20 protein-coding genes and 1 riboswitch are annotated in these 22,144 nt (G+C 37.9%); of the genes, 13 read left to right on the plus strand and 7 right to left on the minus strand.

Annotated features, from left to right (window positions below; translation table 11 throughout):
• Positions 1-16: 16 nt before the first annotated feature.
• The 4 genes from Q5760_RS09650 (at position 17) to Q5760_RS09665 (ending at position 5,224) form a co-directional block, all read left to right on the plus strand.
• On the plus strand, positions 17-2,296 hold the full coding sequence (locus Q5760_RS09650; protein ID WP_428911969.1) for an arylsulfatase: 2,280 nt from the start codon (positions 17-19) through the stop codon (positions 2,294-2,296).
• 57 nt (positions 2,297-2,353) lie between these two features.
• Positions 2,354-3,613 carry an anaerobic sulfatase maturase gene (locus Q5760_RS09655; protein WP_428911970.1) on the plus strand — a complete coding sequence of 420 codons (1,260 nt, stop codon included), beginning with the start codon at positions 2,354-2,356 and terminating at the stop codon, positions 3,611-3,613.
• A gap of 296 nt (positions 3,614-3,909) precedes the next feature.
• Positions 3,910-4,560: a 2OG-Fe(II) oxygenase gene (locus Q5760_RS09660; RefSeq protein WP_428911971.1), complete on the plus strand. Its 651-nt coding sequence runs from the start codon at positions 3,910-3,912 to the stop codon at positions 4,558-4,560.
• A gap of 181 nt (positions 4,561-4,741) precedes the next feature.
• Complete coding sequence (locus Q5760_RS09665) at positions 4,742-5,224, plus strand: YjdJ family protein (protein ID WP_428911972.1); 483 nt, start codon at positions 4,742-4,744, stop codon at positions 5,222-5,224.
• A gap of 326 nt (positions 5,225-5,550) precedes the next feature.
• Here the strand turns inward: Q5760_RS09665 and Q5760_RS09670 are convergent, their stop codons facing one another.
• The gene (locus Q5760_RS09670) at positions 5,551-6,099 is read right to left on the minus strand and encodes a hypothetical protein (RefSeq protein WP_428911973.1); all 549 of its coding nucleotides are present in this window, start codon (positions 6,097-6,099) and stop codon (positions 5,551-5,553) included.
• 237 nt (positions 6,100-6,336) lie between these two features.
• On the opposite strand from Q5760_RS09670, the gene Q5760_RS09675 reads away from it, so the two are divergent.
• Positions 6,337-8,730 (plus strand): beta-glucosidase family protein, encoded by a 2,394-nt coding sequence (locus Q5760_RS09675; RefSeq protein ID WP_428911974.1) that lies wholly within the window; start codon positions 6,337-6,339, stop codon positions 8,728-8,730.
• A 552-nt stretch (positions 8,731-9,282) separates the two neighbouring features.
• Here Q5760_RS09675 and Q5760_RS09680 read toward each other — a convergent pair.
• Positions 9,283-10,251 (minus strand): DMT family transporter, encoded by a 969-nt coding sequence (locus tag Q5760_RS09680; RefSeq protein ID WP_428911975.1) that lies wholly within the window; start codon positions 10,249-10,251, stop codon positions 9,283-9,285.
• 145 nt (positions 10,252-10,396) lie between these two features.
• Between Q5760_RS09680 and Q5760_RS09685 the strand changes: the two genes are divergently transcribed.
• A complete protein-coding gene (locus Q5760_RS09685) occupies positions 10,397-11,275 on the plus strand; it encodes a LysR family transcriptional regulator (RefSeq protein ID WP_428911976.1) in 879 nt (292 codons plus the stop codon).
• A gap of 251 nt (positions 11,276-11,526) precedes the next feature.
• On the opposite strand, the gene Q5760_RS09690 is transcribed toward Q5760_RS09685, so the two are convergent.
• From Q5760_RS09690 to Q5760_RS09705, 4 genes are all read right to left on the minus strand, one after another.
• Positions 11,527-11,799: an HU family DNA-binding protein gene (locus Q5760_RS09690; protein WP_428911977.1), complete on the minus strand. Its 273-nt coding sequence runs from the start codon at positions 11,797-11,799 to the stop codon at positions 11,527-11,529.
• A gap of 90 nt (positions 11,800-11,889) precedes the next feature.
• Positions 11,890-12,105, minus strand: a complete 216-nt coding sequence (locus tag Q5760_RS09695; RefSeq protein ID WP_428911978.1) for a DUF2187 family protein — start codon at positions 12,103-12,105, stop codon at positions 11,890-11,892.
• Between the two features lie 36 nt (positions 12,106-12,141).
• Positions 12,142-12,375: a hypothetical protein gene (locus Q5760_RS09700; RefSeq protein ID WP_428911979.1), complete on the minus strand. Its 234-nt coding sequence runs from the start codon at positions 12,373-12,375 to the stop codon at positions 12,142-12,144.
• 208 nt (positions 12,376-12,583) lie between these two features.
• A riboswitch (cyclic di-GMP riboswitch) is annotated at positions 12,584-12,667 on the minus strand.
• Positions 12,668-12,871: 204 nt separating this feature from the next.
• Positions 12,872-13,888 (minus strand): acyltransferase family protein, encoded by a 1,017-nt coding sequence (locus tag Q5760_RS09705; RefSeq protein WP_428911980.1) that lies wholly within the window; start codon positions 13,886-13,888, stop codon positions 12,872-12,874.
• Between the two features lie 441 nt (positions 13,889-14,329).
• On the opposite strand from Q5760_RS09705, the gene Q5760_RS09710 reads away from it, so the two are divergent.
• Positions 14,330-15,175, plus strand: a complete 846-nt coding sequence (locus Q5760_RS09710) for an NlpC/P60 family protein (RefSeq protein ID WP_428911981.1) — start codon at positions 14,330-14,332, stop codon at positions 15,173-15,175.
• An 81-nt stretch (positions 15,176-15,256) separates the two neighbouring features.
• Here the strand turns inward: Q5760_RS09710 and Q5760_RS09715 are convergent, their stop codons facing one another.
• Entirely contained in the window at positions 15,257-16,600 is a 1,344-nt protein-coding gene (locus tag Q5760_RS09715; RefSeq protein ID WP_428911982.1) for an HNH endonuclease, read from the minus strand.
• A 501-nt stretch (positions 16,601-17,101) separates the two neighbouring features.
• Here Q5760_RS09715 and Q5760_RS09720 point away from each other — a divergent pair.
• From Q5760_RS09720 to Q5760_RS09745, 6 genes are all read left to right on the plus strand, one after another.
• The gene (locus Q5760_RS09720; protein WP_428911983.1) at positions 17,102-17,485 is read left to right on the plus strand and encodes a YmaF family protein; all 384 of its coding nucleotides are present in this window, start codon (positions 17,102-17,104) and stop codon (positions 17,483-17,485) included.
• Positions 17,486-17,639: 154 nt separating this feature from the next.
• Entirely contained in the window at positions 17,640-18,146 is a 507-nt protein-coding gene (locus Q5760_RS09725; protein WP_428911984.1) for a hypothetical protein, read from the plus strand.
• Positions 18,147-18,172: 26 nt separating this feature from the next.
• Positions 18,173-18,682 (plus strand): hypothetical protein, encoded by a 510-nt coding sequence (locus Q5760_RS09730; protein WP_428911985.1) that lies wholly within the window; start codon positions 18,173-18,175, stop codon positions 18,680-18,682.
• Positions 18,683-19,532: 850 nt separating this feature from the next.
• Positions 19,533-19,991: a UPF0158 family protein gene (locus Q5760_RS09735; protein WP_428911986.1), complete on the plus strand. Its 459-nt coding sequence runs from the start codon at positions 19,533-19,535 to the stop codon at positions 19,989-19,991.
• A 208-nt stretch (positions 19,992-20,199) separates the two neighbouring features.
• Positions 20,200-21,429 (plus strand): hypothetical protein, encoded by a 1,230-nt coding sequence (locus Q5760_RS09740; RefSeq protein ID WP_428911987.1) that lies wholly within the window; start codon positions 20,200-20,202, stop codon positions 21,427-21,429.
• Positions 21,430-21,432: 3 nt separating this feature from the next.
• A complete protein-coding gene (locus Q5760_RS09745; RefSeq protein WP_428911988.1) occupies positions 21,433-22,077 on the plus strand; it encodes a DUF6438 domain-containing protein in 645 nt (214 codons plus the stop codon).
• The last annotated feature ends 67 nt before the right edge of the window (positions 22,078-22,144 follow it).

Below are 22,144 nucleotides of genomic sequence, written 5' to 3' on the forward strand. Positions count from 1 at the left end.
AGGAGAATGAAATTTATTGGATACAAATTTAAAGAAAAAAATGTCATCTCTATTAAAAGTTACTGCTGTTAGTACAGTATTAATGGCTGGAACCCACATGACGTTAAAGCATGCGATGGGAAGTACACCATCCAAAAAGACTGATTCTGTCCCTCAGCCTTCTGCTCAAAACAATATAAAAGAGAAACCAAATATTGTATATATCCTCTTAGATGATGCTGGATTTTCTGATCTTGGAAGCTATGGATCAGAAATTAAAACTCCAAACATAGATAATCTCTCAAAAAATGGACTTCTTTACAATAATTTTACAGTCAATCCTATGTGTTCACCTACAAGGGCATCACTTTTAACAGGGAGAAATCATCATTCAGTCGGAATGGGGAATATCTCCAACTTTGATTTAGGTCCTGATAGCCATACACAAGGACTAATAAGGGATGAAGCTGCCACTTCGGCAGAAATGTTAAAAGAAAATGGATATAGCACATTTGCTGTTTCAAAATGGCATACAGCACCTGCAGATGAAATAACACCTGCAGGACCATTTGATAATTGGCCTTTAGGGCAAGGGTTTGAACGATTTTATGGAATTCTTGAAAGTCATGCAGATCAATTTCAACCAGAGCTCGTTTATGATAATCATATGATAGAACCTCCGGAAAAGGAAAATTATCATCTATCGGAGGATTTCACCGATCATGCCAAACAGTTTGTAACAGACCATGCGTCCATTACTCCTGATAAACCGTTCCACCTTTATTTAGGGTTCGGGGCGACTCACTCACCGATTCAAGTTCCGCAGGAATATATTGATATGTATAAAGGGGTTTATGATAAAGGTTGGGACAAGATCCGAGAGGAACGTTTTGAACGCCAAAAAGAATTGGGAATTATTCCAAAAGACACAAAACTACCGCCGGGAGATCCAAGAATAAAAGATTGGGATGAACTTTCAAAAGAAGAAAAGGAAACATATGCCCGTTTTCAAGAAGCCTATGCCGGTTTCTTAACACATACAGATGAAGAAATTGGAAGATTTATAGATCATTTGAAAGAAGTTGGTGAGTATGACAATACCGTGATATTCCTTCTTTCAGATAATGGAGCAAGTGCGGAAAGCCCGAATGGATCCCTTACTTTTATTAATTATCTGAATGGATATCCAGTGGAAACACAAGATCTAATGAATGTGAAGGATAAAATTGGCGGTCCTGAAGTAAAGGCTGCGTATCCTTTAGGATGGGCTCAAGTAAGTAACACACCATTTAAAAACTTTAAACAATCTGTTCATAATGGAGGAGTTCGATCCCCACTTATTATCCATTGGCCAAAAGGAATTGAAGCTAAAGGAGAAATTAGATCCCAGTACCATCACGTAACGGATATCACGGCAACAGCCCTTGATTTGATCGGTGCCCAAGCACCTGAAACCTACCAAGGAATTGAGCAAATGCCAATCCATGGTGTAAGTATGGTTAACAGTTTTCATAATGAAAAGGAACCAAGTAATCGAACCACACAATATTTCTCCATTAACGGCCATCGTGCGATTGTACAGGATGGTTGGAAAGCTGTTACATTCCATAAACAAGGAGAGCCATACGAGAACGATCAATGGGAGTTGTATCAACTTAACAAAGATTTCTCAGAAGCCAATAATCTTGCTAATGAAAAACCTGAAAAAGTAAAAGAACTCCAAGCGTTATGGTACAAAGAAGCTGAAAAGTATGGAGCGTTACCATTTGAATATGATTTTAAAGAGATTGCTGCCTATCAAGATCCAAATGCGACAAATAATCGGAACCGATTTACTTATTATCAGGGATTGGAGCATATTGGTACAAGTGCGACGCCTAAAATTCAAAATCGTTCCTACACGATCACAGCCGAGATAAATAGAGAGAAAAATAATATAGAAGGTGTCCTTGTAGCTCACGGAGATCATATAAGTGGTTACACCTTGTATGTAAAAAATAGTAGGGTCATTTATGAATACAACCATTTGGGGAACGTATATAAAATCGTTTCTAATGAGAAGGTACCAGTTGGTGATTCAACGATCATCTTTACATTTGAGAAGACAGGTGAAAATCAAGGAAAGGGAAGTTTAACAATTAACGGCAAAAAAGCGGGAGAAGTGGATATGCCTCAAACGTTTTGGGCGACAATTATTGCAGAGGAAGGGCTAGATGTGGGCCGCGATTTACTGAGCCCTGTAAGTCCAAACTATGGTAAAGGCAAGAACTTTGAATTTAGTGGAAAAATTTATAAGGTTCAATATGATTTAAAGTGATTAGTTCCAGAGAAATGAAGGATTAATAGTAAAAAATGGATTAATAGGGGAGAAAAAATGGAACATCAATTAAATGTTCAAAAAGGGTTTCATATATTGGCCAAGCCAACAGGACCTTTATGTAACTTGGATTGTGAGTATTGCTTTTACACTGAAAAGGAAGCTTTGTTTTCTGGTAAACCAACCTATCAAATGTCTGATGAAGTATTAGAAACTTTTATTAAAAAATATATAGAATCACAGATTGCCCCTGAGGTCCCCTTTGTCTGGCAAGGTGGAGAGCCGACTTTAATAGGTTTAGACTTTTATAAAAAAGTGATCAAATTTCAGTCCAAGTACGCAAAGGATAAAGTTATTAAAAATTCTATACAAACAAATGGAACTCTTCTAGATGAAGAATGGTGTGAGTTTTTAGCGGAAAATCAGTTTATGGTAGGTTTAAGCTTAGATGGTCCCCAATTTATTCATGATCGATATCGGGTGGATCGGGGTCAAAAACCAACATTTGAAAAAGTTATGAGAGCACTCACCTTATTAAAGGAATATGGTGTGGAGTATAACGTGTTAACCTGTGTAACCAATGAATCCACGCAATATTCATTAGAGATTTATCGTTTTTTCAAAGAGCAGGGGATTCGTTTTATTCAATTCATTCCGATTGTGGAACGGACACCAAATCGAGTTGCCGAAGAATGGGGCTTGCGCCATGCAGCTCCCTCTTCCCCTAAAAGTGAGAGTAAACATCAACAAGTAACATCATGGACAGTGGATCCACAAGCGTATGGTGATTTTCTTATTCAGGTTTTTAATGAATGGGTTCGTCACGATGTAGGAGACATTCATATTATGAATTTTGAATGGGCACTTACATCATGGCTCGGTTTGCCGTCAAATATTTGTATTTTCTCTGAAAGCTGCGGACAAGCAGTTGTCATGGAACATACCGGGGATATTTATTCATGTGATCATTATGTATACCCATCCTATAAGCTAGGAAATATTGTGGAAGATAATCCAGTCGAATTAGTTTATTCAGTAGAGCAGGAAAGCTTTGGTGCAAGTAAAAAACTAGATATACCGGGGGAGTGTCAAACCTGTGAAGTCCGTTTTGCCTGCCATGGCGAATGCCCGAAGCGCCGTTTTATGAAAACACAGAATGACGAACCTGGACTGAATTACTTGTGTAAAGGATATAAAAAATATTTTCGTCACATCCACCCATATATGAAAGTAATGGTTCAATTAATCAAGAATAATCTACCAGCTTCAAATGTAATGGATGTTATAAAAGGACCAATAATTATTAAAACAAACTGATGATGTATATTCGATAGTATGGAGAAATTTTATAGTTTTCCAAACGTATTGAACGATTCATTCATGTAAAGTGTTACTTTATTATAAATATGTCCATATCCCACAGCTAATCACAAAATGACACCCCTGTTCTGAGGGTGTCTTTTCTTTTTATATTTTTGAGAAACGTCCCCACGTTTCATTAAGAGTCAATAAAAAAATATTTTTTTTGTAGCGAAAAATCGAAAGGAATTAAGAACATGTTTGTAGTATAATATAAAAATATTTCTATAGAAACAGGGGCTGATGAATGGAAGATGGATGTTAAAGATGCACTAGTAAGGGAAGTAACGTTATTTAACCATAATGGTAATAAAATTAAAACAGAAGACAGAGAAATTAATATCATTGCAAGATTCGAAGAACCACTAGTTGTCGTTCTAGGATCTGTACTGGATGATGAGGAATGTGAGGTGCTGATTCAGTTGTCAAAAGAGCTCCTTCAACGTTCAAAAATCGGAAGTACAAAAGAAGTCAGTGATATACGAACAAGTACCGGTGCATTTTTAACAGACGTTAACAATACTATTCTTGCGAGGGTAGAAAAAAGGGTTTCGGCCATTATGGGGATTCCTACAGAACATGGGGAAGGACTACATATTCTGAACTACAAACCTGGTCAAGAATACAAAGAACATGTAGATTATTTCACTCCTAAAAGCAAAGTGGTGAAGAACAATCGGATCAGTACGCTTGTATTATACTTAAATGATGTAGAAGAGGGAGGCACAACCTTTTTCCCGAAACTCAATTTAACGGTTTGCCCGCAAAAAGGCATGGCCGTTTACTTTGAATATTTTTATATTGATCCACTTTTAAATGAGTTAACCCTCCACGCAGGAACTCCTGTAATAAAAGGAGAAAAGTGGATAGCAACTCAATGGATGAGAAGGCAGAGAGTGATTTAAATGAGTCAGAGGGACAGGTCCCTTGACTCCTTTTTTGTAATTTTTTAAAAATTTAAAGGGATTCTGGATAGCATATCGAAATGAAAATACAGGAGTATAGGTATTTGAATAGGGGTAGGGTCGTCAATGGATGATTTTGTATGGATTCCATCCAAATCTAATGGTATATGAGGTGAGGAAAGTGTTTAAAATCATGATCCAACTTGGTTTAAGTTCTATGGTTTTTCTATTTTCTGCGCTTGTGGCATGGTACGAAGGCAGTAATATTTTACAAAACGTACAAGAATGGGAGTCCACAGCGATTTTCACTCAACAGTTGAATGGAGCAGTCACCCAGTCTAACGACATCTTACTCGTCGATTATTTTATTTACGCCGCAAAGTTTTTTCCTACATTTCCAATCCTCATGTTATTGAGCGGTACTCATCTACTGATCATCATCGGCTATCTTTTATTTAAACGAAGTCAAAAAGGATATGCTGGTTTCCTCTCGCTTATCGGAATCTTGTATTTAGGAATAAGTGGGATCGTAGCCAATTTTCCAACAAATGATTTACAAACTTTTTTTAATCTATTTTTTCTTTTGGGAATTCTTTTAACCGTTGCCGCGCTGGCAAAAGCTTTACGGAGTAACCGTAAAAAGGAGCAAATTCCGTCCATGTGAACATTTATTACGGTATGAACAAATCGTAGTGGCTTGTCACCACAATTGTAGATGCGCCAATGATGAAAATGAAACGGAATTGATTATGGCTGAACCTAATGGTGACCATTCATTTTAAAAATAAAGAGCGACAGACACCACTATAATTTTATGGTGTCTGTCACTTTTTGTTTGGTAAATGGTCTGGTCGTGTGAACAAGATAGAATAACTTGAAATACGCTAAGAGTAGTGGGGGAAGGGACCGGAAAATGTCTCCTTGTCCCACTCAACAACTAAATCAAACAAACCCAACGTCTCAGCTGACATGAATGCTTCTTTCAAATACCTAATTATTTTCCACAAGTTCATTTAGAATTTTTTCGTATTCTTCTGCTTGGGTAGGGGTTAACGATTTAGACAGTCGTAAATAAAGATTTTTTTGTTGATACCCGTACTCAGCGAACATGCCTCCTAATTCTTTGGTAATCGTCGATACATATTCATAACGTTTTTTTGCATCCTCTTCATTATCAAACACTTCTAAACTTCCACCGTTTTCTACTCCAAATCCTTCACGCATTTCATTTTTGGTGTCTTCTTCTGACATACCGTATTCCTTAGAATTTTCCTCGATCAGCTTCTTTTCTACATTTGTATCAATAAAATCGATTTTTCCAATATACCCACCTGGTCTACCTAATAATTCATTTGTGTCATTTTCTTCCGTATATGTTTTTGTATCACTAATAGGAAGGCCTTTTTCTTTAAAATACGAAATGATTTCCTCGGCGTTTTTTAAATCAAGTTTTGATTCCTTCTCTTGATCTCCTTGTCCACAACCTGTTAGCCCAACAGCAAAGAATAGGATTAAGAATAATACCTTGACTTTTTTCAATTCATTCACCTCAAAACCTATAATTCCCTTTGCACTTGGAACTATTCGTTAAGAAACGAGGCGCGGTTCTTGTTCAAGTAAATGAGTCAATGGACCTGTCCCCTTGACTCATTGATAGATAAGAAGAGATAAAAATAAAAAAACAAATGATTCGACACGAATAGTCAAATAGCTACATGGGAGATATTAAGATGAATTCAAATTCAATAGAAAACTAGTTGCAAGGGAGATAGTAAGATGAAAAGAATGATTTCAATTTTATTGACAGCAATACTCCTCATGTTTACATTCGTAATTCCTACGAATGCGACGAACGGTGGATCAGAAGGGACCAAGCCCTGGATGAACACCAAGCTATCTGCTGAGGAGCGCACTGAGCTACTTCTTAAAGCAATGACGATGGAACAGAAGATTCAGCAAATCGCTATTTCGCGCTTCAATGAGAACGACAGGGGTGAGCCGATCGTCATCAATAGGAGCGGTACTAGCAAGTACCAGAGCGGCGTTTTTCCGCCCCAGGGTACACTGCCCGGTTGTGAGTGGCAGGACACCGGTCGGCAGATCCGTGGAATCGCGGAACTGGGTATCCCCACAGTCCGCATGACCAATGGTGGTACAGGCGTGAAGGGCGGTTCTTGTGGTAATGACCCCAAGGCAACGGGACTGCCTTCCACCGTGGCTATGGCTGCTACCTACAATCGTGAATTGAACTATGAGGCAGGCAGGATTCTTGGCCAGGAGACACGTGCCTTTGCGCATCAAGTGTTGCTTGGACCGGGCATGAACCTTGTTCGTCATCCGTACGGTGGTCGGAATTATGAGTACTTCAGTGAGGACCCGTACCTAACGGGGATCCTTGCGACCGAGCAGGTCAAGGGCATCCAAAAACAAGGGATTCAAGCTCAACTGAAGCACCTAGCTGGTAACGAGCAGGAAACAGAGCGTTGGACAATGGGTGTCCAGGTTCCCTCAAGGGCGATGAACGAGCTATACATGCTACCATTTGAGATGACCGTCAAGAATGCAGATCCTGCCTCTGTGATGTGCTCATTTCCAGATGTTAACGGCACTTATGCGTGTGACAGCTCTGAACTGCTGCAAGATGCACTGCGCAGCAACTGGGGCTTCGACGGTTGGGTTATGAGTGACCGTCGCGCGATTCATGATACGGTCGCTGCCATTAAGGCAGGCACAAGTGTCGAGCTCGACTGGGCACCACAGTATTACACCCAGGAGAAGGTCCAGAAGGCTCTCGACTCGGGTCAGGTGACCGAGGACGACATTGACAATCTACTTCGTCCGCGGTACATCAAGATGATTGAGTATGGTCAAATGGATGAGCCTTACGACAAGTTCGTACCGGAGATTGTCGATCCGATGGTCAACGGTGCTAGCGCACGAAAGATGGCCGAGGAAGGTTCCGTGCTATTGAAGAATAATGATGGCTTTCTGCCACTGGACGGCAAGCCGAAGTCAATCGCGCTGATCGGCGTCGAGTGGTTCGCCGGTATAGCTAAGATGTCCCCGCGCTCCGTTCGGGACAACAACGAGAACGTAAACACACCTTATACGGTCACGCCAAAACAGGGTCTCGAGAATGTCATTAAAGAGCTGGGCTATGGCACCAAAGTGACGTACAATGATGGCCGTGATCCAAATGCTGCTGCAAAACTTGCTGCCGAGTCAGACGTCGTGCTTCTCATGATCGGTGATAACCCGCATGAGACCAAGGACCGAGAGACACTAGGCTTCCCGCGTATCGACCTCGACAAGAACCCGGATCGAGTGGACTGGGTGGAGCAGGAGCCGTTGATTGATGCGGTTTTGAAAGCCAACGCAAAGAAAACAGTTGTAGTCCTGAAAACTTCCGGTACGGTGCTCATGCCGTGGTTGGATAAGGTCCCAGCCGTTCTTCAAGCATGGTATCCGGGCATGGAGGATGGGAATGCCGTAGCCAACCTGCTCTACGGTAAAGTCAATCCATCAGGGAAGTTACCAATGACGTTCGGTGCCACCGAGCGTGAGGCCGCATTTGCGACCGAGAAACAGTTCCCTGGAACCCGTCAAGATACCGGCAAGCCAGGAGGTCCTGGTCCGTACGGTAACGGTTCCAACCAATTAATTGCCCAGTATATAGAGGGCCTTGAGATGGGCTACCGCTGGTACGAGGCCAACAATGTGAAGCCTGTCTTCCCATTCGGGTATGGCCTGTCATACACGACCTTCAAGTATAGCGACCTTAAGGTAAAAAGGGTCCGTGGAAATAGAGGCGTGTTGTCTGGTATTGACGTGTCCTTCACCATCACGAACACCGGTCGCGTTGCCGGAAAAGAAGCGGCACAAGTCTATCTGACTCTGCCGAACGAGGCGGGAGAGCCTTCCAAACGACTTGTAGGCTTTGAAAAAGTGAACCTTGAGCCCGGTGAGAACAAGCGAGTGACGGTCCGGATTAATCAGGGCGACTCTAACCACCCGTTCTCTTATTTCATCCCGAAAGAGCCGGACAACCTTGCGAACTGGGCTGACGGCGAGTGGGTTACCGCTAAGGGAAAATATCGGGTGCATGTCGGCGGTTCCTCAGCAAACACCCCGTTAGAAAAGGAGGTCCCGCTAAATTTTAAAAATCGGTAAGGACTAAATAAAAGGTAAAGGTAAGGATGGGGTAAATCTGTCGATAGGACCAGGCTAAGGGATGATATAAACGTCTGGAAGACCGGCATGAGGACCGCAATACACTAGGCACGGAGTTGCGCGGGAACCAAATCACAAGGGAGAAGGATGGATCTTGGACCATCTAGCTCAAAGAGGATCGCGGTGCTGACGGAAGGGGAAAAGGAATCTCCTCTGGCATTGAGTTTGAGCGCAATGTCATTCGACAGGTCACCAATGGCATTAGGATTGATGCTGGTGAACACCTTAACTTAGTCGAAAATGTCATCAATAGCATCTACGAAACCGAACTGAGGGTGGCTTGACGGAATAAAGGTGAACCGATCTACCCAGCGGTCTCCTTTAGAAACGCGACGATCCGAAAGTTAAGTAACTCGTTTTTCTTATTTTTCTTTAAAATGAACCCAGCTATCAAAAGAGCTGGGTTCTTTTAATCCGTTCACTTATCTTCACACCTAACGTCTAAAGATTTGGATAAAAATGAAACACGAGAACCGTCCCTGTGTTTCTCTGTTAGGATATGTGTTCCTGCAAGAAAGTTTGAGTACGTTGCTTTGTCTTTTTCTTTTGTAACATCCTTACAAATAGATTATTAGCCAAAAGGGAAACGATGATCAGGACCGTTCCAAGAAGATCGAACATCGTGATAGGATTGCCTTGAAAAATCGAAATTAAGAGCGTTGTAACGGGAACAAAGTTAATAAACAACAATCCATTAAGTGGAGATAAGATGCTCACACCGATGTTCCAACCAAGCAGCGCGATGACGCCTGGAAAGATAATCATAAACAATAAATGGGGGCTTACGGCTATGATCGTTTTTTGTGAGGGGACAGAAATATAGCCAAGCAGCGTTGTCACCGCTACAATCACGATCGCTGTGATCGTTCCAAGTAAACAGCTTAACGTTGAATACCGTAGCGCGGACCAACCACTAAACTTGCTACCCCCCATGGTGTAAACGACCCATCCAATAACAGCAATAAATATAAGCAACGACGGGATGATATGATCCGTTGCACCAAGAAATGCGTTTATATCCCCTTTTGTAATCACTAACACAGCTCCGATAAATGACAAAAGCACACATAGTAATGTGAATAGATGAGGACGGTTTTTAAACATCATCCATACAATAACAACGGAAATCATCGGCATTAATGATTCCATAATGGATGCCACCATCACACCTGATTCACCTAATAAATCTTCTCCCCAGAAGATCAATAGATTATAGACGGTAAACGCCATTGTGCCGAAAAACCATAAGGAAAGGCCTTTGCCTTCAAATCGAAAAGCCTGCTTTCCTTCTTTCCAAAATAAGATCACTACTAAAATGATCGTAACCGCTCCATAACGAATAATCGTAAAATAAAAGGGATCCATGTATTTGAATGCCGCATGGGCTACAGGAAACATCGCTCCCCAAGAAACGGCTGCAATAAAACATAAAATTGTTCCTACCCATACACTATTTTTCATTTATTTTCTACCCCTTTCACTAATTTGTCACAATTTACATATTATCTCGTTTTTGACATTCCGTAAAATGAATGAAAATAATGATTATCATCATTATTTTTGATACCATAGAAATAATGATGAAAAGAGTAGGGGTGATAAAAGCGTGGAATTTAAGGACTTAGAAATTTTTCAGATGGTGGCAGAAAAAGGAACCATTACAGAAGCTGCGAAAGAATTTAATTATGTGCAATCGAATATTACATCAAGAATTCATAAGCTTGAAACAGAGTTAAATACTCCTTTGTTTAATCGGCATCGTCGTGGGATGAGTTTGACACCTGAAGGGAAAAAATTATTAACCTATAGTAAAGAAATATTAATGTTAACAGATGAAATGAAAAAAGTCGTTACAAGTAAAAATGAACCGTCTGGAAAATTAGACATTGGCACCGTTGAAACGATTATTCAGTTACCCGACATCCTATCAATCTATGTTAAAAAATACAAAGATGTCGATTTGTCCATTTATACAGGGGTCACGGAAACATTACAAGAATTAGTATTAAATCATAAGTTAGACGGAGCGTTTGTTACAGAATCAACCCTTCATCCCGATCTTGTCTCGCATGAAGTGTTTCAAGACGAGCTTGTTCTCATTTCGGATAAGCGTGTTTCTACAATAGGGGAATTGAAAGAGGAGCCGTTCTTGTGTTTTAGTGAAGGCTGTGGATACCGGGCACGTCTTGAAGCTTGGTATAAAGACCAAGGGATCAAACCGCAAAAGGTGATGGAATTCGGCACATTAGAGACCATCTTGCGTAGTGTTGCCATGGGACTTGGCGTAACCTTCGTTCCAAATTCAGCAGTCGCCCATATGGTACAAAGCGAGCTCATTCAATGCCATACACTTCCAGATCAATACAGTAAGATAAAAACCGTTTTTATAAGAAGGGCTGATACTTACTTAACTTCAACCATCGAAAAATTTATCGAAACAATCGAAACGAATAAACAAGTATCAATTGAACCACTTCATTATTAAATGAATAAACGAGCTATTTAATTATCTTGTTTAAGTGGAGAATAACAAATGGATTTTTCTCCACTGTTTTTCTTTCATTCAAAGTTCTTTTTAATAACGATGACTGCTTATGTAGGCCTCCGGCAAATCCGCATAATACTAGGAGATCTCCCATTTTTAACGTTTCCTTCCCGAATGAATTTTGAAAATAAAAATACTCTAGAAATAATATTCATTCCTAGAGTAAATAAAAAATTAACCTGTACTTATTGTTATTTAACAGCTTCTTTTAGTTCTTTACCTGGTTTAAATGCAGGTACTTTAGAAGCAGCAATATCTATTTCTTCACCAGTTTGTGGATTGCGTCCTTTTCGAGCTGACCGTTCACGTACTTCAAAAGTTCCAAATCCAATTAATTGGATTCTCTCTTCCTTAGCAAGTGTGTTAGAAATGGTTTCAAATAATGCATCTACTGCTTTTGTTGCATCTAGCTGTGTCAATTCAGATTGTGTAGCGACTGCTCTTACTAATTCTTTTTTGTTCATTATCATGCACCTCTATTTAATCATTACGATGTAGATTCTAAAATATAGCATCTTTTATTCTGTGTTTAGTATTGTAAATTGCTTACTCCTCTACGAACAAAAAATATATTTTCCATGGCCAACAACTGTATTTGGCTGTTCGTAACCTAAAGATTTTGCGTCTTTTTCTGATATTTTAACTAATACACTATTATTCCTCACAAGGAAAACTGTACCCTTATAGGTATTATTTTTTCTTTCAAAAAGAATCATGTCCCCTGTACTTGCTATTTTTCTATCTGATAAGACTCTTTTTTCTTTTTGCATTGTAACAATATTCTCCTCTTATTTTATAAAAATCACTTAACGTAACACTAATTCAGTACGTTCAATTATCTTTTGATTTGCCCTTTTCAGGTTATTCAAACACTCTAAACGTATTCTTTCATGACAAATGAAATCATGTAATAGTTCATATTCTAATTTCGAAGTGATAACCGATATAGAATCCTCATTTACATTAGTTAATTGATTCTCATTTAAAGAATTAATAATTTCTCTTTCAAAAAATTCAATACTGCCAAACATTACAGTCAAACTAATATCCTCCTACTTTATTTAAGTCATATTCTCTTACTGCCATTTTTTCAGTAATAGGATACCTTGGGTCTTTCAAAACTTGAGATGGAAAGCCCATAGAATATCACTTATGTTAAAACGACAAAATGCCTACCCAAAAGATTGGTAGACTTTATGATAAAGGCGATTTCATTTGTACTTTTCATAAATGTTGTGTCCAACCACATTTGGTAACCCGACTATCATAGCTCATCACTTTAGACTCGTGGCTTTGCGTCCTTATCTTTCAATAAGTTTGCCTTTATCAAATTCATACTTTTATAATAAATCTTTAGTATTATAATTCCAACAATATTCACCTTTTTTTAACATCTTTCGACAAAAAACAGGTATATATACCTAAGGATCGAAATGAAACAGGGGGACGGTTCTCGTGTTTCAATCAGCCAGAATCGTCACCTGGATGAGATGTAGAGGAACAAGGAAACCATCCCATGTTTACTTTTTCAAATCCTTACATTTTTGACTTCCCTAAGATATAAGGAAAGTAGTTCTTAATCACATAAGCAACAGGAGCAATCATTAAAAGGGCAATAATGGTATAGACAGTCCCAATCCAAATTTGACTTAAAAGGGATTCCTGTTCCAAAGTCTCTTTAAACACCATATTAAGGATACTAAACACAATGCTTTGATGTAGGGCCAAATAAATCAAAGAGTTCCTTCCGATATACTCCAAAACCGCATTCGTTCCAATCTTCTGTACGGCAATGAGGAGGGCGATGATACCTGAAAATGCAGAGATGACAAACAACATATAGTTTCCATAGAGGCTCTCATACATATCTACCCTTTGACCCGAAAGCAGAAAGTTAAAATAACCAGTCGTCAAATTAAGGAAACAAAAGAACAGCAACCCCCGCAAATTTAAAATAGGATTTAGTTTCTGTACACTTTCTTTATAAACATTCCCCGCACCAAAGAAAAGAACAGCAATAAAAGCGGCATCGATATTCCAAGGTAGTGGTTCTCCTACAAACCGACTATACCCATACCCTAAAAGAGACATAAAAATGAGTGCACTCACAACGAAAAGATTCTTTTTGAGCTTCGTTTTTAAGAAATAAAATATAAGCTCCGTTATAAATAGACAGGATAGGAACCAAAGTGCTCCAATATGAACGGTCCACTCACTGTTTCTGATCCCAATGATGGTACCTACTAACGGTTTAAACAAACTACTTGAGTAATCAATATCTCCAATGGAATACCTAAATAAAAACCAAAGATAGACGATGATGGAAAAAGAAAAATAGGGAATGACCAGGGACTTACATTTACTAATAAAAAAACGGGAAAAACTACGGTACTTCGTCGGCGAAAATAGAAAACCTGATAAGAAAAAGAATAGGGGCATATGGAAGGTATAAATCAATGTCTTTACCATCGTCGGAATGTGATCGTGAGCAAAGATCACGAACACCATCCCAATTCCTTTCCCTACATCTAACCAACCCAATCGCCCTTTCACAACGGATCCTCCTTATTCATCAAAACGATCGACTTTTATCATTTCACTCAAGTAATCTTGAATAAGATGTCCCGTATTTTGGGTTTTAATACCATGAGTCAGAGGGACAGGTTCGTTGACTCATCTTAAAAAGGACGTTTTCACAGATCCCATCCATCCCTCTGATGTCTGTGGATTGAGTTCTCTTTGTAACACAGGGAAAATGCTAGCATTTCTTCTTAAAAGAGAGCTCAATTGCCTAGCATTATTATGTGCAATTAAGCTTTTAAGCTTATCTTATTATCCAGATTACTGAATGAGTCAAGGGACCTGTCCCTTGACCCATTTTTGAGATAATTCAGAAATAATCGTAAGTAAAGTGTATCTTATCTGTAATTTCATAGTCTATATAATTTGCTATAGTTAGATTTAGAAATTTATTTTAAGGAGGGAATACATTTTATGTTAAACAGAATCGATTCTTTTAAAACGTATATTTTAGCAGCCGTTTTTGTGACATCGTTGGCAATTCTACCAGTTGGCTCAGGAGGAAGTGTTTTTGCTCAAGGTGCAGCCCCAGATGAGAGTACAAACGATAACATTACAACTGTAAATGAAGAGGCAGATCAAGAGGAGACAGCATCGTCAATTCCTAATTCTGGTCTTATTTTAATAGGCGATAGGGGACAGGCTGTTACAACGTTACAATCAGCTCTAAATGACCAAGGATTCAGTTTAAATGTTGATGGGGTTTTTGGCTCAAATACGGATCATGCAGTTAGAGGGTTTCAAAAAAATAACGGGATTGCGGTCGATGGTATCGTCGGACCAGAAACGAAAGAAGCCCTAAATTCAGCTACTCATACAGAGATAGAGAAGTTAGGAAATAGTGAGGATCCTAACCAGCAAAAAGATTATCCAATAGTCGATTTATCCTCTTATTCGCAGTCAGATATTGTTTCGATCGCCCAAAACTTAGTTGGAAGTCCTTATCAATTTGGCGGAACGACTCCTACAGGGTTTGATAGCAGTGGCTTCATCAACTATGTATTCTCTCAAGTCGGCATTCCTTTGGAGAGAACCCATACAGCTATGTGGGCGAATAATGGGACACACGTAGATGGCCCAAGTATTGGCGATGTTGTATTTTTCGAGAATACATATAAAGGTGGCGTATCACATAGTGGTCTTTACATTGGAAACAACCAAATGATTCATGCGGGTACAGAAGCAACCGGTGTTGAAATAACCTCTTTGAATAACAGCTATTGGCAAGAGCGTTATATTGGTGCTAAATCTTTTCAATGAGTCAGGGTAATGAGTCAGAGGGACAGGTCCCTTGACTCAGGGAAAACCAAAAAAGTGAGTCAAGGAACCTGTCCCCTTGACTCACCTTGACTCAATCATTTGTCTTACTTGTTCAACGCTTAATATTTCATTTTTCTTTCTGTGAATGATCCGATGACAATTTGAACATACAGGAATAAGGTCTTTTGCAGGGTTGATGGTTACTTTTTTTGTTAAACTTAGCGGGTTTATATGGTGAACCTCGATAAAGTCTTTTCCATATTCTCCATATACTTCTTCAAAAATGAAATTGCATATTTTACATGATAAACCATGGATCTCTATGGCACGTTGACGATTTTTAGGATCACGTTCGTATCTTATTCCATAAAAATTTTGACTATCACCATCCTCATAATATTCTTCCTCTTCGGCACGTTCTGCATCTATATCTTGTTTGATTATCCTCAAATCAACAATTGATCCTTCATTAGTATCTGTTTTTAACAAATCACCTAAGTGCTCATTAATCATTATTCGTAATTTATTCCGGGAGTTAACATTTTCGTTAATATGGAACCGGTCTAGAATACTAGTAATAACAGATTCTATATTTTTCCCGCTCTTGAGTAACGCAGCAGCATAATTGATTTGACCGCTATAGGAAATAGTTGTCGCGTTTAACGTTTTTAAATCAAAATAATTAGACATTCGAACGATTCGTTGATAGATAATATCTGTTGGAATGTAATCATTCCCTCTTGGAGACTTTAGAATATATTTACTCGCAGGTAACGCATATTTTCTTTCATCACCTTTCACACTAACATATTCTGTACTTTTAATAGCGAGGTGAATCATTTTTTTAGTATCTTCACTAATGGTTATTTTTCGGTTTGGTAAGGTGATGATCCCTTCATCAAAATCAATATCCTTTATTTGAAGATTAACTAATTCTTGAAATTTCTTTTTAATGCTTAATCCTTCAAAAATCAAAGCAACAATGACCCCATCCTGAGGGTTTTCTGATGAAGAAAGGATGTTGGTAATCGTTTCTTTACTAAATAGATTTAATTTATTTAAATATTTAGAAATAACTTCTGTTGAACCAAAATTCTCGAGGGAATTATCTTTTGATTTTTTTACTCCCTGCTCAATGGCGAATTGAATATAACGCCTTAAAGTAGGAAGGATTGATTGGAGACTCCGTACGGTTTTCGCTCCAATTTTATATAGTAATTCCTCAAATTCTTCAAAAGTAAAATCATATAAATCTTTATTTAAGTCATATTCTAAATCTGCGGCATGCTTCAGGTGTGTTCTTTTCACTCTACGTGTATTTTCTTTAGGATACTGTAATTGAAGAAATCGTTCTTTAAATTCGTAATTATATAATTCCTCTTTTGATCCATTTATTTGTTGTAATTCTATCATGCTGTTTTCCATTTTCTTGTTGTCATCCTTTTTAATAAGTGTATTAGGGGAAATATGATGATATATTCATATCTTTGTTTAAAGGGCTTTACGTTTTTATTATAGCTTATTTGATTTGAAGTAAGGCTAATTTATTGTAACATTACGTTGGAACAAAGATGATATGAAAGTAATAGGAAAACATTTAAACAGAGCCTTTCGAATAGTGAAGGGCTCTATTTTTTATTAGGGACACAGGGACAGGTTACTGTCTTGTGTCCATTTATGTAATGATAATCACTTCAAAAAGGTGGTTATTAAGTAATTTTATGGAGGTAAATTCTATCATGACGATGACCGCATAATGAAACTAACAGGAGTTAATTGAACAACTTCACCGACGATCATATCTACAAGTTTTTGATAAGATGACAAATGATACAAACGAAAAAGAGATGCTCTAAATCAAAAGACATTTTTTTTCTTAATAAGCATATGATTACTTGATAACAAAATAGGAAGGTGAACCCAAATATGGAGATACCCGTTGTAGGTTATATGGTTGAGACACCTGGTTTAACAGATCAGGAACATTCGCATGTTTTATATCTTACTTCATGGGACGGTAGACCTGTTCATAAACATCATTTTGCAGGAGTTACCTCTGTTAATAATGGACATGAACATCGGTATGCTGGTACAACTGAACCAGCACCTACTGGAGTCCCACATACACATAAATATATGACGATTACTTCCATCAATGATGGACATAGACATGAAATTCGCGGTGTTACAGGGCCTGCCATACCCTTACGTGAAGGAGGACATTATCATAAATTTCACGGAGTAACGACTGTAAACGGCACACATCCTCATTCACACAAATATAGTGGCAACACGAGTCCTAGAAATTAAATGATTTTATATATTGCAAAGCTTCTGCTCCATTCCTTTTGTGAATTGGAGCATTTTTAAATATCTGACAATATAGATATAAGATGATGACCAGAATTTTCTCTTTTACATACAATAAAAAGTAAAATTTAAACATAAAGTAGGGGATGACTAAATGACAGCTAGCAATATGGAAATGAACTCCACCCAAAGAGACTTTTATCTCCATGCCATCCATTCTTCTTTAGAGAAAGGAATGGCTGCTAAAGAAGTCGTATGCTCCATTACCACGGGATTTCGATCCATTCCTTCCTTACGTACTACACCTGGACTTAATCCATATCATGCTTCTGTAGCTGATATAGGATATGGATTTGACGCAGCCCAAGGAACCATTCAACGTCTTCTTAAGGGAGAGCGGATTCCTCTTGCAAAAGAGATGTTGGTGTTTGACCTTGATACATTACGGATTAGTGAAAAACAATTAAGTCCTAACTTTGAACTAGCTGTTAAAGAGGCTTCTCTAGATGTGTTATACCTGGTTGAGCAAAGTCGATATTTAAATAATCAAATTTCCAAAAGAATTAAAGAAGCCATCAGACTGGGTCAAATGCTTCTTGGTCCTGAATGGGAAATGGTTCGTGCACGGATTAAGAACGTTCAAGCGATTCCGAGACTTTAAGAAGATTAACAATGGAGGGGTGAATCATGCCATATACACAAACGCTAAGTATGAGTGCAGATGATCAACAACGTTTGTTGGAGTGGTGGAACGCAACTGAGTCAGCTAAGGTGGTTGTACGACATTTAGTCTCATTAGTTAGTGAGCTGCGGTTACATCCGGAATCAAGTCATGCAGATGGAATCGTTCTTTTTTATCGAGCAGTCTCTGAAATATCATACGGTCACGCTGGGATTCGGGGATGTATTCGTCGAGCCTTCTCAGGAGAATACTCTGATGGCCTTCGGAAGAATATGATCATGTGTCATAGTTTTGCCGACAAATATTCGGTCGATGCAAAAGTTCTGCTTGAACGTGTAGCTAAGCAAATTACTGGAGGAAATGCTCTACAATTGATAAGACGAATTCGTAAGACGTTATTAAAAAATGATGAAATGTTAATTGAAATATCAAAAAAATCTAGCGACTTCTTTGGAAAAGAAGCCTTACAAATCATACAAAATGAAGTAAAGCACTCAACTACATTACCGGATTGAGTCAAGGGGACAGGTTCCTTGACTCATTTTTTTGGTTTTCCATGAGTCAACGGACCTGTCCATCTGACTCCTGCGAAAGTTTGCATCGCCAGCTTTTCTTTTTCATCAATGAATACACGGTCAATTGTTTTTTCACTTTTCATATTTAGGTTTTACATCCTTGTATTGGAGAAGATGATCGGCATCCTCGATATACTCAAGAATTACTTTTAATTATAGCCTATTTGATTCGAAGAGAGGTTAATTAATGTAACATTACGTTGAACAAAGAAGATATGAAAATAATAGGTAAACATTTAAACTTACCTCCAATTGTAAAGAGGCATTTGTTCGAAAGATTTGTGAGTTAAATGTTTCAAAAGTTCCGTTTAAGCTTTTACATCCATTTATTAACTCCATATTCTTTGAAAGTTCATAAAAATTATTAACATTAGTATATCATGGTATATAATTCTTATAATAAAAATTAAAACAGTATTTGTAATGGGATGTAGAAAAAAGGGGGGGATTATGTAATTTTTGTGGAGGTAAATTCTATCATGATGATGTGTGGAATAAAGCGGAAGGGATAACTATATTAGTTGTAGAATGAGTTTTATAAACAAAATAACTTGATTTTGTGGTGTTTTCATGTTGCCTACATATTAGGGCTTTACCACTGTGACTTGTCGATTTGATGATAAAATCGTAGATAGGTAGAAACGAGGCTATTACTGTAAAGGTTGTGGTTATTTTCTGCCCAATGAAATTAAGCATTTTCAGAATATTAGAGTTCGAAAGGATAGATCATATTAGTAAGTTATGTGAAGTAGGAAACAATCAATAAAATTTGATAGAAGGGATAATATTTATGAGAGTGAAACTTCAACACATACTACAAGGAATTGAGATGCAATCAGATGAGACCTGTTCGTATCTCAATCTAAATACTGGGGAAATTGTATATGTCTCACAAGAAGCTTTATCAATTGCGGACGAAGGAGAGTATGAAGGTTTACCGGAATGGCAACAAGCTGAAGTGAAGATAGCTTTTGATATCATAGACAGCATTGATAAGTATGTGGAACTACCTTCTCAGTTTGAAATGAATGATTATAAGATAATGGAAAGATTTTGCTATAGCCTTTCTGATGTTAAAATACAAGATAAATTGCTCCATGCAATTCGGGGAAAGGGAGCGTTTAGAAGATTTAAAAACATTATTGATCAAATCGGTCTGACTAAACAATGGTATGAATACCGAGATGTTAAATATAAGGAAATAGCTATCGCCTTTTGCAAATTAAATAGCATTGACTATATAGAATAAGTTTACTTGGTTTTGAGTCAAAGGGACAGGTCCCTTAACTCACGGAAAACACAAAAAATGAGTCAAGGAAGCTGTCACCAAGACTCTCACAAGTCAGATTAGTGATATGGATGTTTTCATCCATTTACTGCCATCTTTTGTACCACAGTGAAAAAGGGGGCTAATGGAATCGTTACTGAAGAAAAAACAAATGAAAGGAGTAAGTAAGATGAACATAAGGAAATTGCAAGAAATAATTGACCAGACCATAAAAAAAGTATGGGTAACAAAAATTCGTCAAGATTATAAAACCTATTACTTACTAAAAGAGGATACTTTAAAAAATGCTCTTTATTACCATTTACGGACTGAACTTCATCATTTACTAGATTATTATAACTTAAGAATTTATACAGAATTTCATTACCAGGGTTTTATTTCTGATCTCGCGATTGTAAAACTCAATGATATTCCCGGTAATCATGACCATTTGAAAGAGGATGTTGAGTCTATTCTAGCTATCATTGAAGTGAAGTATAAGGGAAATGTAAATCTGAAGCCTTTTGAGGATGATGTTCGAAAAATACAGCAGTACATAGAGAATGATACAGCGATCACTCAATATTATTTAGCCTTTGTTCACGAAGTAGAATATGAGTATATCGATGGTGATTCATGGTTGACGTTGGAACAAAAAGAATGGGCCAAGGCTAGATTAACAGAGTTATCAGGCTACTTTGTTGAAGAAACAGATGAAATGATTTGGACAGTTTTGTCTCACAATGATATGAATCAAGATTTTACTTCAGAAAATGGTATCACAAGGAATGTTCTAATAGAGGCTGCAAATGAATTTAATGAAGTTAAGTATTCAAAAGATCTTTACCATCACTTTTTAGAGAACGTTTCCAAAGAGAAGAGTGTAACACAGGAACTTAAAGAAGCCGTTAAGTATCTTATGTATTGGAAATTAGGAAAAGTTTCAATGAAAAGAACACCAACAAGTGAACCTATTCAAGTAAAAGGTATCACGTATTATGTTTCAGGGACCACATCTTCTAATAGAATGGCAATTGATCATGCTTTAACAGAAGAAATGCTAGAATGTGGATTAAAGTTTCGGGATAATCAAATCGGATACGAAGTATTTAGAAGGAAGGCAGATACTTTAACAAAGACATCCATCGTTCTTCCTACGTACTATATTCATATCTGGAATCCAGCACAATATCCAATATTGGATGTGAAAGTATGGAGAACGTATAAGTGGAGCGTTGGCGAAGAAATTCACAAACAAACGAAACCACATTCATGGATTCATTACGAAGAATATACCAAATTCTTTAGAGGATTAGTGAAAGAGACAGGTTTGGAATGGCGAATAGTAGATAAGGGATTATGGAGTATTGGCGACAAACTAAAAGAGGGTAATGTGCAAGATATGAAACTCAATGTTTAGCTATTGGCAAGAGAAATAGACTATAAGGGTGGTGAGAAAATGTTTACGACAATCTTTTTGTCTAGGACGGTGTGCTACGGAACTTGTCCTGTGTATGACGTGGAAGTCACAAACGATGGTACGGTTAAATGGAATGGACATATGCACGTTGCATGCTTTGGTGAAGAAGAATTTAAGATTACAAAGAATAAAATCAAGAAAATAGAAACGTTATTGGAAGAATTCGACTATCGATCATTTAACTATCCTGAGCCAGATGTATTTGCGACTGACCATCCTTCCTGTATTACAAGGGTGGAGTTTTCAGATGGATATGTAAAAGAAATCGATCATTATTTAGGTGACACGGAGAGTAACATCAAAAAACAAAAACATACATTACATAATCTTGAGAAGTTTGAAAGGAAATTAGAGCAAATCATAGGCTTACGCAAGTACATTCATCATCCTCCGTTGTATTTGTATCTTTTGAAATCTCAGGGATACGAGGCAGTGGTTTGTGCTTCCAATCAAGATGAGGCGTTAAGTTGTGCCCAGTCTGAGTACCTTGATGATCAGTGGGAAATAAAGAAGCTTGGGAAAGATACATCAACAAGTGAGATGATGGTTTACCCTTATATTGTGATAGGAAAAGAATTGAAGCAATGAACAAACATAAAAATGTAGATGCACGTATGTAAGAGCAGTCAATAAAGCAAAACAATTATTTGAAAAT

Origin of the sequence: Niallia sp. Kr1 (assembly GCF_050389805.1) — a bacterium.
Taxonomy (GTDB): domain Bacteria; phylum Bacillota; class Bacilli; order Bacillales; family Cytobacillaceae; genus Bacillus_BD.

What these genes read in the sequence shown, in the direction of transcription:
- Q5760_RS09655 (WP_428911970.1), top strand. Translation starts at nt 2,354, where the DNA reads ATGGAACATCAATTAAATGTTCAAAAAGGGTTTCATATATTGGCCAAG.
- Q5760_RS09660 (WP_428911971.1), top strand. Translation starts at nt 3,910, where the DNA reads ATGGATGTTAAAGATGCACTAGTAAGGGAAGTAACGTTATTTAACCAT.
- Q5760_RS09675 (WP_428911974.1), top strand. Translation starts at nt 6,337, where the DNA reads ATGAAAAGAATGATTTCAATTTTATTGACAGCAATACTCCTCATGTTT.
- Q5760_RS09680 (WP_428911975.1), bottom strand. Translation starts at nt 10,251, where the DNA reads ATGAAAAATAGTGTATGGGTAGGAACAATTTTATGTTTTATTGCAGCC.
- Q5760_RS09690 (WP_428911977.1), bottom strand. Translation starts at nt 11,799, where the DNA reads ATGAACAAAAAAGAATTAGTAAGAGCAGTCGCTACACAATCTGAATTG.
- Q5760_RS09695 (WP_428911978.1), bottom strand. Translation starts at nt 12,105, where the DNA reads ATGCAAAAAGAAAAAAGAGTCTTATCAGATAGAAAAATAGCAAGTACA.
- Q5760_RS09710 (WP_428911981.1), top strand. Translation starts at nt 14,330, where the DNA reads ATGTTAAACAGAATCGATTCTTTTAAAACGTATATTTTAGCAGCCGTT.
- Q5760_RS09715 (WP_428911982.1), bottom strand. Translation starts at nt 16,600, where the DNA reads ATGGAAAACAGCATGATAGAATTACAACAAATAAATGGATCAAAAGAG.
- Q5760_RS09720 (WP_428911983.1), top strand. Translation starts at nt 17,102, where the DNA reads ATGGAGATACCCGTTGTAGGTTATATGGTTGAGACACCTGGTTTAACA.
- Q5760_RS09725 (WP_428911984.1), top strand. Translation starts at nt 17,640, where the DNA reads ATGACAGCTAGCAATATGGAAATGAACTCCACCCAAAGAGACTTTTAT.
- Q5760_RS09730 (WP_428911985.1), top strand. Translation starts at nt 18,173, where the DNA reads ATGCCATATACACAAACGCTAAGTATGAGTGCAGATGATCAACAACGT.
- Q5760_RS09735 (WP_428911986.1), top strand. Translation starts at nt 19,533, where the DNA reads ATGAGAGTGAAACTTCAACACATACTACAAGGAATTGAGATGCAATCA.
- Q5760_RS09740 (WP_428911987.1), top strand. Translation starts at nt 20,200, where the DNA reads ATGAACATAAGGAAATTGCAAGAAATAATTGACCAGACCATAAAAAAA.